We start from the raw sequence: 12868 nt of genomic DNA, 5'->3' as shown, positions 1-12868 counted from the left end.
TGCATGATATAAACCTATGAAAGAAGGTGATGACGATGGAATCCCTCGGACAGCTGCTCGACAGTATGAAAAGTCCGGCCTTCCGCCGCAGATCCGACGAGCTTCTGGGCCGGATTCTGAGTCATCCGCTGGTGCTCCGCCTGAAGGCCGAGCATCCAGAGCTGGATGAGCAGGCGATCAACAGGAACCTGAGCCGGATCTATCAATATACCAAGGACCATGACCACTGTCAGCATTGTCCGGGCCTGGAGCGTTGTCCGAATGATTTTCAAGGGCATTTCAGCAGCCTGGATATTCAGACGGTTAACGGCAAGGCAGAGATTTATGAGCGGAAGACGCCTTGTGCGCTTCAGATTTCCCGAATGAATGAGGAGCAGATCAAGAAGCGCGTCCGCAGCTTTTATGTGGACGAGCGGGCCCTGGAGGAAGGCTATAACGAGGTTGAGATTATGTCGAAGGATCGGCTTCGCGCCCCGGCGGTGAATCAGGTCTTCCGTTACATCCGGGATACGAAGGAGAACGGCTTGTCGCCCCGGGGGCTGTATCTGACCGGCTCCTTCGGAACCGGAAAGACGTTTCTCATGTGCTATCTGCTGCATGAGCTGGCGAAGGAAGGGCACACCGGTGTTATCGTATATATGCCTGACTTCGTGGAGGATATCAAGTCGATGCTGCAGGAGAGTGCGAAGCTGAAGGAAAGCATTGAGGTGATGAAGCATTGTGACCTGCTTATCTTTGATGATATCGGGGCAGAGAACCTGAGTCCCTGGGTCAGAGATCATGTGCTGGGCTCGATCCTGAACTTTCGCATGAACCGCAAGCCGACCTTTTATACGTCCAATTACCGGCTGGACGGACTGGAGCAGCATTTGAGCTTCACCAGCAAGGACGGCGAAGAGAGCCATAAAGGACAGCGCCTGATGAACCGGATTGCGCCGTTTGTTGATGAGGTACAGCTATTTGGTGAGAATCAGCGCGGAAATATGAGGAGATCTTAAGCGTTCCTGTCCATCCCCCCAAAAAAAGAAGGTATCCCGCAGGCCTGGATCAGGCCGGGGATACCTTCTTCTTTGGGACTCTTGAGCGTTTAGCTGATGATGAACTTTACAATGACCATTGCGAAGAATATAACGAGCATGAGGGCAAACATGCCCCCAAAGCCGAGCATCAGGTCGAAAAAGTCATTGCGGGGTTCTTCATTCACATGCTCCCGAGGATCTACTACGTGCACGTTAGCGTCCATGGTGCTGCCTCCTAAACTGCCGACGATGGCGGTCTCTCCGCCAGCATACGGTTGTTACTAGTAGTATACTGGGTGGGCAGCAAGTTTGTAAAGAATATCGGCACAGCCGGGTGCGTTTCCTGATTTCGCAATCGGCAGAAGAGTGTGGTATACTATGGGGGCCGGCTTAGACATAATAGTTTAAGCACCGACTGAAACGATATTACAGTAAGGAGGAGAAACTCATGGCTATCGTCAATGTATCCGACCAGACTTTTGCGAACGAAGTAGAAGGTCAAGGAACGGTTGTAGTTGATTTTTGGGCGCCTTGGTGCGGTCCCTGCAAGATGCTGGCTCCAATCCTGGATGAGTTGTCCCAGGACCTCGGTGATGATGTGAAAATTGCGAAGGTGAATGTGGATGAGAATCCAGAATCCGCATCCCGCTTTGGCGTAATGAGTATTCCTACGCTGATCTTCTTTAAAGACGGCCAGCCTGTCGATAAAGTAGTAGGGCTCAACTCCAAGGAAGCTCTGAAAGGCATTATCGCGAAGCACCAATAAGCATAACGCTGAGACTTGCAAGCACTCATACAGCGCCTTCGGTATTGATTTGCCGGAGGCGCTTTGTGTGATTTCCCCCTTGGAGAGGAGGAGAAGGATGGAGGACTTTGCGCGTAGGCTTCAGGAACAGGAGAAGGCCATGGAGAAGATTCGCAACAAGCTCGCACTGCTGCCTGACCAGTCAGGCTGCTATCTGATGAAGAACGGGGAAGGCACCATTATTTATGTGGGCAAGGCGAAGGTTCTCAAGAACCGGGTCCGTTCGTATTTCACCGGCAGTCATGACGGCAAGACCCAGCGGCTCGTTTCGGAAATCCGTGACTTTGAATACATTGTGACGAGCAGCAACATGGAGGCTCTGATTCTGGAGTGCAACCTGATCAAGACGCATCAGCCGCGTTACAACGTTCTGCTTAAGGACGACAAGACCTATCCTTATCTAAAAATAACTCACGAACCGCACCCCCGCCTCATTGTGACGCGGAAGGTGCTTAAAGATAAAGCAAAATATTTCGGCCCTTATCCGAATGCCTATGCGGCCCATGAAACGAAGAAGCTGCTGGACCGAATGTATCCGCTCCGCAAGTGTGACGTCATGCCAAAGGACGTATGCCTCTATTACCATATGGGCCAGTGCATGGCGCCCTGCGTGAAGGACATTCCGCAGCAGGCTTATGAGGATATTACGAACGACATTCGCGGCTTTCTGAGCGGAGGGCATGAGGAAGTGAAGAAGGAGCTTCAGCGGAAGATGCAGGAGGCTGCGGAGGAGCTGTACTTCGAGCGGGCCAAAGAGCTTCGGGATCAGATTATGCATATTGATGCCATCATGGAGAAGCAGAAAATTACGACCGCAGATACCCGGGACCGAGACGTGTTCGGCTATTGGACAGACAAGGGCTGGATGTGTGTGCAGATTTTTTATATGCGCCAGGGCAAAATGGTTCAGCGCAACACGTCGGCTTTCCCGTATTACGGCGAAGCCTACAGTGATTTCCTGTCCTTCGTAGCCCAGTATTACAGCGACAATCCGGCGCTGCCGCAAGAGATTCTGCTTCCTTATCCCGTGGAGGCCTCGGAGCAGGCTGGAGGAGAGCCTTCCGAAGGCGGGGAGGCGGCTGGCACAGCTGAAGCCTCTTCGGAGCAGCAGGCTGCAGCGTCTGTCAGTGCGGCGGCGCTGCAATCTATGGTTCCGGTTCCAAAGGAGCCGCTGGCGGCCGAAGCAGCATTAGAAGCGGAAGCAACGGAGAGTGAGGAGGACGCGCTGCAGGACAATCCGCTGCAGCAGCAGATCGCCCGTCCCGGTGCGGTGGAGCCCTCAGGAGCGGCTTTAGCACTGCAGCAGTGGATTGGTGTCAAGGTGTATGTGCCGCAGCGCGGCACGAAGCGTCAGATGGTTGGCATGGCGGTGGACAACGCCAAGGTCGCGCTGAACGAGAAATTCCGCTTGATTGAGCGGGATGAAGAGCGGACCACGATCGCTGCTGCCAATCTCGGTGAGGTCATCGGTATTGAGAAGCTGCACCGGATCGAAGCGTTTGATAACTCCAACATTCAGGGAGCAAATCCGGTCTCGGCGATGGTGGTATTCACTGATGGCAAGCCGGACAAAAAAGAGTACCGTAAATATAAGGTACGCTCCGTACAGGGGTCGGATGATTATGAGACGATGCGCGAGGTGATCCGGCGCCGCTATGAACGAGTGCTGAAGGAGAATCTTGCCATGCCGGATCTGATCGTTGTGGACGGTGGCAGAGGGCAGATCTCGGCAGCGTCTGACATTTTGCAGAACGAGCTGGGGCTCTTTATCCCGGTCTGTGGTCTGGTCAAGGATGCCAAGCATAAGACAGCTCAGCTGATGGTCGGTGACCCGCCGGAGCCAGTCTCGCTGCCGCGGGACAGCCAGGAGTTCTATCTCCTGCAGCGCATTCAGGATGAGGTGCACCGGTTCGCCATCTCATTTCACCGCGAGCAGCGGGGCAAGTCGATGGTCACCTCGAAGCTGGATGCCATTCCCGGCATTGGCGAGAAGCGGCGCAAGCTGCTGCTGAAGCATTTCGGCTCGGTGAAGAAGATCAAGGAAGCCAGTATTGAGGATTTCCGCCCGATATCGATTGGCGACAAGCTGGCGAGGCAGATTCTGAAGGCGTTGAATGACGAGATGCAGACCGATGGCGGAAACGAATAGAGAGGATGAATTCTCCTCGCAAAAGCAAGATTAATAATAAAGACATGGAAGAGTCAGGGCGGTTAGCCCAGCTCCTCCATGTCTTTATTTGGGTTGATTCAAAGAGAAAGCCTCTTTTATAGTGTCATCGCAGTGCTGTATGAATCGCTTTATGCTGCGGGGCCGGGAAGGATCCTCGGACGATGGAAGACATGGATCAGATACCCCACGATGGCTGGCAGCAGCATGTAGAAGATGCCTGTGAGCAGGTTCCCTGTTCCATTCATCATCGCCAGGCTGAAGCCCATCAGGATGCTGTTAAAGACGATATGGGAGAACATGACCGCCAAATATCCATACCGCAGAAAGATAAAGCTGAACAGTAAACCGATAACGATGAGCTCGATCGGCCTTGATATGATTGGGAAAATAGGATACAGCGTATGCCCCAGCGCCCAAATCAGGGACGAAATCAGACTTGCGGCCAGCGTGCTCCGGAATATCTTGGACAGCATCTTAATGCCAAACAGGCGGTATACGGTTTCTTCCATGATGCCGGCAAACCATGCCATCAGAGGGAACAGCCACGGATACAGCATATTGTAGGGAGATTGGCTGGCGTCAATGGTTGACCATGTGTTCAGTGTCAGCCCGAGAACGACAAAAATCATTGATTGCACGCCCATCAAGATAAACGCCCATACATAACCCAGCTTCATGCTCTGCAATACATAGCGGCCATAACCGGTCTCACGGACCTCGGGAAAAGGATTCAAGCCATCCTCTTTGAGCCACAGCCCTGTTCCCCCGGCAAGAGAGAAGTAGACCAGGGCCGAAAAGACCAGGGAGTAGCCGGCATAGAAGAGAAGCCGCCCGCCGATCATGGTCTCCGACATCCCTTGAGCTTCATAGGACGGCAGCATATTGTACACATTGAGCATTTGCGTTACAAACACGATGACTGCAAGCAGAACGCCTCGCTTCCAGGAGATGTACATCCGGGTTCTGACGCTGTAAATGACGGCCAGGATGCCTAGGAGAAGGGTGAACAGCCCGTAGCCCAGCAAGGTAAGCAGCACCGCAGCCATGGTCTGCTGATCGACATAAGCCAGATGAGATTCAGGAGCGGCAAAAGCCGGCTCGAAAGAACGAAGCTGTCCATTCTCAAAAGTAAAGGCAAGCTGCAGCATCGCATCCCCGGCCTTAGCATCAGGGTCCCGGTAGATCAGCCCGGGCTCACGTTTGCCTGTGACCATCGTCAGCTGCTCGGGATCATAGCCTGCGCGCTGTACCCAAGGGGCAGCTAAAGCCTGCTTCTCCGCAAGCGTCAGCTCTCCTTCGAGCAGGAGCAGCAGCTGCCGCTGCGCCCGGCCCTCCTGCAGCATGGCGCCCTCATAGCCGGAGTCCTGCGAATCGTAGGTGAAGCCGGCGATCGCTCCGGTATGCATATTGACATCGACATGGATGGCGTTGCTATTTCCTTGATCGAGAGTGACCCGGTACAGCTCATAAGGATATTTCTCCTTGAATTGTTCGTCATAGAGCTGCACCAGCTTCTCCTTCATCAGGTAGCCGTAAAGCTCAGAGCGCGCAGTATATGTCACTAAGGGCTCTTGGCTGCTGCCGGGACTGAGCGTCATCTGTTCGGTATAAAAGCGCTGTGCCGCCGCTGCTGCTTCGGATTTGTCGATGGGCTGGGGGGTTGACGCCCCGGAATATAGTGCAGGGTACACCTGCAGGGCGAGAAACAGTATACAGCCGGCCAAAGCCATCAGGAGCAAGGGCTTGAAATCTGGCCTAAGGACCAGCGGGGAGCCTGACCGATTCATGATGTCCCTCCTTATATTGCGAAATGGATTTTTCAGATTGGTGACTCTGTTGAAGGCTTTGTTATTTAGAAGTATATAGGCTGGGATGCCGGGAGCACAAATAAGGGCGCATGGTCCAAGGAAGGAAACCTTCAAATAGCTTGAAAAAAACTGAAAACACGGGAAAGATTTCGAAAACCTCAGAAAAGGGGATGCTGTGATTCTGGAATATGGCTAATTTGAACCTTTTTACATGGATTTCCGTCAAAAACGGTTTTGGATATTCCCTGGCTGCATGCGTTATAATCACATCATGTCAGAACGTCATGACGATAATTGAATAGATCAGCCGAGTTTCGATAAGAAAACGGGGGAACCATGTAATTGGGGTGAATTTCGCTTTTTGCAGGAGAAGCGAATAGGGCAGCCTGTGATATGCCCGAATCCGTCAGCTAACCTCGTAGGCTGTGTGCACAGGGACCCAAACGCGATAAAAAGGCATTGGATTTCCAGTGTCTTTTTTATGTGCCATTTTTAAGAGGTGAGCAAAGTGAAACGGAAGTTGAAATGGAAGCTGAAATGGCTCCGCTTGTCCCCGCCGCAGTTTCTGGTTGCGGGCTTTAGTGCCATTATTTTGACGGGGGCTTTTCTGCTGATGCTTCCCATAGCCAGCGAAAGCGGGGAAGGGCTCGGATTTATGGATGCCTTGTTTACGGCCACCTCTGCAACCTGCGTTACGGGTCTTGTCGTTGTGGATACAGAAACGTTCTTCAGCACGTTTGGGGAAATCGTCATTATGTGTATGATACAAGTAGGCGGCCTGGGCTTTATGACGATGGCTACCTTGATTGCGCTGGTTCTCAAGCGCCGAATCTCGCTCAAGGATCGGCTGATCCTGCAGGAGGCCATGAATCAGACCGCTATGGAAGGGATCGTGCGGCTGATCCGAAGAGTGCTGCTGTACTCCTTGTATATTGAAGGGGTGGCTGTAATCATTTATACGGCCAGATGGGCATTCGATATGCCCTTGGGCAAAGCGGCCTATTTTGCCGTTTTCCACGCGATCAGCCTGTTTAACAATGCGGGCTTTGATCTGTTCGGAGATTTCAGAAGCCTGACGGGTTATGTGAGTGATCCTTTTGTTAATCTTACGAGCCTATTTCTTATTATATCCGGCGGAATCGGTTTTATTGTAATGTCAGAAATCGTAGATTATAAAACCCGGCGGAAGCTGTCCCTGCACTCCAAGGTGGTGCTGTCCATGACGGGAGCGCTGATTGTGATCGGTACGGTCATTATATTTATATTTGAATTTACGAATGTCAAAACGCTGGGCGCACTGGGCTGGGACGGCAAGCTGTGGGGCTCCTTGTTCCAGTCCGTCACGCCGCGGACGGCAGGGGCCAACACCTTGAATATTCCGGATTTGCGCCAGGCCACTCAGTTTTTTATCATTATTCTTATGTTTATTGGAGCATCGCCGGGATCGGCGGGCGGGGGAATCAAGACGACGACCTTTACGATTATGATCGGTGCCGTCATTTCGATGATTCGCGGACGTGATGATATCGTGCTGTTCCGTCACCGGCTGGCGCAGGAGCGGATCTTTAAGGCACTGACGGTCTCTCTGCTGGCTCTGCTGTTTATTGTAGCAGTGGCTATGGTGCTGTCTACAACGGAGGATGCGAGCTTTTTGGCGATTCTGTTTGAAACGGCCTCGGCATTTTCTACGGTAGGATTGTCCATGGGACTGACGCCCGAGCTGTCCCTGCTCGGCAAGGTACTGATTACGGTGACCATGTTTGCGGGCCGGGTCGGCCTGCTGACACTCGTATTCGCGCTCGGGCCGAAGAAGGGAAAAGAGCTGTACCGGTATCCGGAAGGCAAAATGATTATTGGATAAGGGGATAGAAGGACATGAAACCAAAACAGTTTGCGGTGATCGGCCTTGGTCGCTTCGGCGCCAGTCTGGCGCTGGAGCTGATGGACCTTGGCTATGAGGTGCTGGGCGTGGACCGGGACGAAGAGATTGTGGAGGATATGAGCGATCTGCTGACACATACCGTTGTTGCGGATGCTACGGATGAAGAGGTGCTGAAATCGCTAGGCATCCGAAACTTTGACTGCGGGATTGTGGCCATCGGCGATGATATCCAGACGAGCATCCTGACGGCAATTCAGCTCAAGGAGCTTGGTGTGAAGACGGTCGTAGCCAAAGCGATCTCGGTGCTGCACGGAAGGGCTCTGGATAAGCTGGGCGTGGATCGCGTGATTTTTCCGGAGCGGGATATGGGCATCCGGGTCGCGCATCAGCTCGTGACTCCCAATCTGGTGGACTATATGGAGCTGTCGAAGGATTATTTGCTGGTGGAGATGACCGTAACCGAATGCATGGATGGCAAAACGCTCAGCGAGCTGAACACCCGGACGCGATACGGAGTGAGCGTCGTGGCTCTCAATCAGCATAAGGGTATTATTGTGGCGCCGACGGCGATGGACGTCCTCAAGGCGGGAGATATAATGGTCGTCATCGGAACTAAGAATAATATTGACCGCTTTGAAGGTGAAGTCGTTAACACCTAGGTGAAGCCTGCGGGCCAGGCCGGGCATGAAGCAGTATGTGAAATAGGCAGGCGGGACAGAATACTCTGTCCCGTCTGCCTATTGTCGTTCAGCAAGGAAAGCGGTGAAGCACTAGTTACCGGCTTGCCGCCGCTCTTCCGCGAGCTTGCGGAACAGTGCTTCGGTCTCTGCAATCCAGCGGCTGGCCGCGCTGCTAAGCTCGGAGGCTTCACCGTAGATAAGGCTGGTGGTGCGCCGGGTCTCGATGAGGACCGGAATATGGATATCTACAAGTCCGTTGTCGGCCAGCAGCTGCGGCCGAAGGTATGACTTGGGAAGCAGTGCGGCGGCTTTGCAGGTGGGCAGGAGCCGGACAATTGCTTCAAAGGAATCAATCTCCATGCGGATGTCCGGCATAATGCCCCACCGATGAAACAGATCATCGGTCAGCTTGCGGTACCAGGTGCCGGTCGAGAAGATGATCATCGGCAGCCCCTGCAGCTGCTCGATGCCCACCTCGGGCGCATCAGCCAGCGGATGGCCCTCAGGCAGTACCAGCTCCAGGTGGTCGTCAAAGAGCGGAATGCAATTAAGGCCCGCCTGGGAGATGGAGGAAGCGACAATTCCCACATCGACCCGTTTGTCCCGCACGGAGGACACGATTTCATGCGTTTTGCCGGTAATGAGCTTGATCTCCGCCGAAGGATGGCGCTCCATGAAGGCGTTCACCAAGGGGGGCAGCGTTGTTTGAAGAGTCGTGAGGCTGGCTCCCAGGGTAATTGTGATCTGTTCTCCCTCGCGGTAGTGAGCCAGGGTCTGCATGAAGCGAAGCTGGTTCTGCCGCTGTTCCAGGGCGTAAGTGTACGCCAGCTGTCCGATGGAGGTCAGCTCCAGCCGCTTGCCGCGCCGGTTAAACAGCTGTACCCCCAGCTCGTCCTCCAGCTTGGCAATCTTGCGGGAGAGGGCGGGCTGGGACAGATTCAGCAGCTTGGAGGCTTTGTTCAGGCTGCTCTGTTCTACCACAACAGCAAATACATCCAGTTCATCGAACAAGGGTTTCACTTCCTTATAAATGGGTAACGTCTCGTTATGCGTGTATATTATAACGTTTAATAATTATATTGCAATTCCATTATAAGAAAAAAAGGAGTAACATAAAATGTGACACATGATGTTCGCAGTCTGCCCTGTTTTGTAGAATCATGTCACAAACAGATCGCATTATGCTGTATCATGAAAGATGGGTTACTACCTCACAGTGATTTGATTCATGAAAACGCTATACACAATGAAAGGGGAACGTCCACTGATGAAAGGGTATTATTCCAGAAAGCTGCATTCCTTGCTAGGGGTCATCCCGCTCGGCGCTTTTTTAATCGAGCACCTGCTGACGAACTATCAAGCGTATGAAAGAGGGAAAGAGGGATTCGACAAGGCGGTTAACCTGTTGAACAGCATGCCGCTGGTTCTGTTCCTAGAAACGTTTCTGATCTGGCTGCCGCTGCTGTACCATGGAGTTTACGGCTTGTACATTGCCTATCAGGCGAACAACAACATCGACCGATACAACTACTCCCGCAATATTCGCTTTACGCTGCAGCGGATTACGGGCGTCATCACGTTTGTGTTTGTCATCTGGCATATGTACGACACCCGCTTCCAGGTGGCCATCGGCAAGATTACGCATGAAGAGCTGGGAGCTGCCATGCATGAGATGGTTACCAATCCGCTGATCTTCGTCCTGTACGTGATCGGGATCGTGTCGGCATCGTTCCACTTTGCAAACGGCCTGTGGGCGTTTATGGTCAGCTGGGGCATCACGGTCGGACCGCGTGCTCAGCGTGTATCCTCATACATCTGCATGGGCTTGTTCGTTATCATGAGCGTAATGTTCGTTATGGCGCTGAATGCATTCCGCGGCTCGGAGTTTGAAGAAGCTGCCGCAATGATTGATATGATCCAAACAGTTCTAAGCTAAGGGGAGTGACCTAAGAATGGCATCTAACATTATTGTTGTGGGCGGAGGCCTCGCAGGCTTGATGGCTACCATCAAGGCAGCAGAAGCCGGAGCACACGTTCATCTATTCTCGCTGGTACCGGTTAAACGTTCCCACTCTGTATGCGCGCAAGGCGGCATTAACGGAGCCGTGAACACCAAAGGGGAGGGCGACTCACCTTGGGAGCACTTTGACGACACCGTTTACGGTGGAGACTTTCTCGCGAACCAGCCGCCGGTAAAAGCTATGTGTGACGCGGCACCCGGCATCATTCACCTCATGGACCGCATGGGCGTTATGTTCAACCGGACGCCGGAGGGCTTGCTGGACTTCCGCCGCTTCGGCGGCACGAAGCATCACCGTACCGCGTACGCGGGGGCTACAACCGGTCAGCAGCTGCTGTACGCGCTGGATGAGCAGGTTCGCCGGTGGGAAACTGCAGGACTCGTAACGAAGTACGAGAACTGGGAATTCCTGAACGCCGTGCTGGATGACGACGGCGTATGCTGGGGCATCAATGCACAGGATCTGCGCACCATGGAGCTGCGCGCATTCCGTGCCGACGCGGTTATTCTGGCCAGCGGCGGTCCTGGTATTATTTTTGGCAAAACGACCAACTCGGTTATTAATACAGGTACAGCGGCAAGTGCTGTGTACCAGCAGGGTGTTCACTACGCCAACGGCGAGTTCATCCAGATTCACCCGACAGCGATTCCGGGCGATGACAAGCTGCGCCTGATGTCGGAATCCGCCCGCGGTGAAGGCGGCCGGATCTGGACCTATAAAGACGGCAAGCCATGGTATTTCCTCGAAGAGAAATATCCGGCTTACGGCAACCTGGTGCCTCGTGACATCGCAACCCGCGAAATCTTCTCTGTCTGCGTAGACATGGGACTCGGCATTAACGGCGAGAACATGGTTTACCTGGATCTGTCCCATAAGGATCCGAAGGAGCTGGATGTGAAGCTCGGCGGCATTATCGAAATCTATGAGAAATTCATGGGTGATGATCCCCGCAAAATCCCGATGAAAATCTTCCCGGCGGTCCATTATTCCATGGGCGGCATGTGGGTCGATTACAACCAGATGACGAGCATTCCGGGTCTGTTTGCAGCCGGCGAATGTGAGTATCAATACCACGGCGCGAACCGCCTGGGAGCGAACTCTCTGGTATCCGCCATCTACGGCGGAATGGTTGCAGGGCCGAAGGCAATTGAATATGTGAAGGGCCTGAAGAAATCGTCCGAGGATGTTTCCTCCAACGTGTTCGAGCGGGCAGTCAAGGAGCAGGAGACGAAGTTTAACGGTCTGCTGAACATGCAGGGTACCGAGAATGCTTATGTGATTCATAAGGAGCTCGGCGAGTGGATGACCAACAACATGACGGTGGTTCGCTATAACGACAAGCTGGAGCAAACGATCCACAAGATCAAAGAACTGAAGCAGCGCTACCAGAACATCAATATGACGGACACTTCCCGCTGGAACAACCAAGGGGCAGCGTTTACCCGCCAGCTGTGGAACATGCTGGAGCTGGCTGAGGCAATGACTCTGGGCGCCCTTATGCGGAACGAAAGCCGCGGTGCCCACTACAAGCCGGAGTTCCCAGACCGTAATGATGATGAGTTCCTGAAGACGACCAAAGCCGCGTGGACGGCGGATGGACCGCAGATCTCTTATGAAGAAGTGGATGTATCCTTGATTACACCGCGTATTCGCGATTATTCGAAAGATAAGTAAGAAGGGGGATTAGACATGGCTCAAACAACTGCGTCCTCGAAAAACGTCAAGTTTCGTATCACCCGTCAGGACAGCCCGGAGTCGAAATCCTACAGTGAGGATTTCGAGATTCCGTATCGTCCCGGCATGAACGTAATCAGTGCGCTGATGGAAATTCAGCGGAATCCGAGCAACGCTGAGGGGAAAGATACCTCTCCGGTATGCTGGGAAGCCAACTGTCTGGAGGAAGTATGCGGCGCCTGCTCGATGGTCATTAACGGGAAGCCGCGTCAGGCCTGTGCGGCACTGGTGGATAAGCTGGAGCAGCCGATCAAGATTGAACCGATGAAGACCTTCCCGGTCGTTCGTGACCTGGTTATCGACCGTAGCCGGATGTTCAACGCCCTGAAGAAGGTCAAGGCGTGGATTCCGATTGACGGTACCTATGACCTGGGTCCGGGACCGCGTATGCCGGAGAAGAAGCGCCAGTGGGCTTATGAGCTGTCCAAGTGCATGACTTGCGGCGTCTGCCTGGAAGCGTGCCCGAACGTGAACGAGAAGACCGATTTCATCGGTCCGGCAGCCATTTCTCAGGTGCGCCTGTTCAACGCCCATCCAACGGGTGAGATGAATAAGGAAGAACGCCTGGAGACGCTGATGCAGGACGGAGGCATTGAGGGCTGCGGAAACTCGCAGAACTGTGTCCGCTCTTGTCCGAAAGGCATTCCATTGACGACCTCCATTGCAGAAATGAACAAAGACACCACGAAGCAGCTTTTCAAGCGCTGGCTGGGCGTATAATCTGAATCTAAAGGCACCTGCGGCAGTTA

The 12868-nt window shown here is 53.4% G+C and carries 11 protein-coding genes and 1 riboswitch; of the genes, 8 read left to right on the top strand and 3 right to left on the bottom strand.

Annotated elements, in window-relative coordinates; all coding sequences use genetic code 11:
- Positions 1-35 precede the first annotated feature (35 nt).
- Positions 36-998, top strand: coding sequence for a primosomal protein DnaI (gene dnaI, locus E6C60_RS16890; RefSeq protein WP_138227866.1), 963 nt, complete (start codon positions 36-38; stop codon positions 996-998).
- Positions 999-1087: 89 nt separating this feature from the next.
- Here dnaI and E6C60_RS16885 read toward each other — a convergent pair whose 3' ends face one another.
- Positions 1088-1243 carry a YqzM family protein gene (locus E6C60_RS16885; RefSeq protein ID WP_138226906.1) on the bottom strand — a complete coding sequence of 52 codons (156 nt, stop codon included), beginning with the start codon at positions 1241-1243 and terminating at the stop codon, positions 1088-1090.
- A gap of 224 nt (positions 1244-1467) precedes the next feature.
- Between E6C60_RS16885 and trxA the strand changes: the two genes are divergently transcribed.
- The gene (trxA, locus tag E6C60_RS16880) at positions 1468-1785 is read left to right on the top strand and encodes a thioredoxin (protein ID WP_138226905.1); all 318 of its coding nucleotides are present in this window, start codon (positions 1468-1470) and stop codon (positions 1783-1785) included.
- Between the two features lie 97 nt (positions 1786-1882).
- Complete coding sequence (gene uvrC / locus E6C60_RS16875; protein WP_138226904.1) at positions 1883-3973, top strand: excinuclease ABC subunit UvrC; 2091 nt, start codon at positions 1883-1885, stop codon at positions 3971-3973.
- A 149-nt stretch (positions 3974-4122) separates the two neighbouring features.
- Here the strand turns inward: uvrC and E6C60_RS16870 are convergent, their stop codons facing one another.
- A complete protein-coding gene (locus E6C60_RS16870) occupies positions 4123-5781 on the bottom strand; it encodes a CPBP family intramembrane glutamic endopeptidase (protein ID WP_138226903.1) in 1659 nt (552 codons plus the stop codon).
- A gap of 316 nt (positions 5782-6097) precedes the next feature.
- A riboswitch (cyclic di-AMP (ydaO/yuaA leader) is annotated at positions 6098-6242 on the top strand.
- Between the two features lie 80 nt (positions 6243-6322).
- Between E6C60_RS16870 and E6C60_RS16865 the strand changes: the two genes are divergently transcribed.
- Positions 6323-7663 (top strand): TrkH family potassium uptake protein, encoded by a 1341-nt coding sequence (locus tag E6C60_RS16865; RefSeq protein WP_233281260.1) that lies wholly within the window; start codon positions 6323-6325, stop codon positions 7661-7663.
- Between the two features lie 14 nt (positions 7664-7677).
- Positions 7678-8343 carry a potassium channel family protein gene (locus E6C60_RS16860; RefSeq protein WP_138226902.1) on the top strand — a complete coding sequence of 222 codons (666 nt, stop codon included), beginning with the start codon at positions 7678-7680 and terminating at the stop codon, positions 8341-8343.
- A gap of 111 nt (positions 8344-8454) precedes the next feature.
- On the opposite strand, the gene E6C60_RS16855 is transcribed toward E6C60_RS16860, so the two are convergent.
- Positions 8455-9375: a LysR family transcriptional regulator gene (locus E6C60_RS16855; protein WP_138226901.1), complete on the bottom strand. Its 921-nt coding sequence runs from the start codon at positions 9373-9375 to the stop codon at positions 8455-8457.
- Positions 9376-9631: 256 nt separating this feature from the next.
- On the opposite strand from E6C60_RS16855, the gene E6C60_RS16850 reads away from it, so the two are divergent.
- The 3 genes from E6C60_RS16850 to sdhB are packed head-to-tail and all read left to right on the top strand — an operon-like array spanning position 9632 to position 12839.
- On the top strand, positions 9632-10300 hold the full coding sequence (locus E6C60_RS16850; RefSeq protein ID WP_138227864.1) for a succinate dehydrogenase cytochrome b558 subunit: 669 nt from the start codon (positions 9632-9634) through the stop codon (positions 10298-10300).
- Positions 10301-10316: 16 nt separating this feature from the next.
- Positions 10317-12059 (top strand): succinate dehydrogenase flavoprotein subunit, encoded by a 1743-nt coding sequence (gene sdhA / locus E6C60_RS16845; protein ID WP_138226900.1) that lies wholly within the window; start codon positions 10317-10319, stop codon positions 12057-12059.
- 15 nt (positions 12060-12074) lie between these two features.
- A complete protein-coding gene (sdhB, locus tag E6C60_RS16840; protein WP_138226899.1) occupies positions 12075-12839 on the top strand; it encodes a succinate dehydrogenase iron-sulfur subunit in 765 nt (254 codons plus the stop codon).
- The last annotated feature ends 29 nt before the right edge of the window (positions 12840-12868 follow it).

Origin of the sequence: Paenibacillus algicola (genome assembly GCF_005577435.1) — a bacterium.
Lineage (GTDB): Bacteria > Bacillota > Bacilli > Paenibacillales > Paenibacillaceae > Paenibacillus_AQ > Paenibacillus_AQ algicola.
This window is presented reverse-complemented; position numbering and strand designations above follow the sequence as displayed.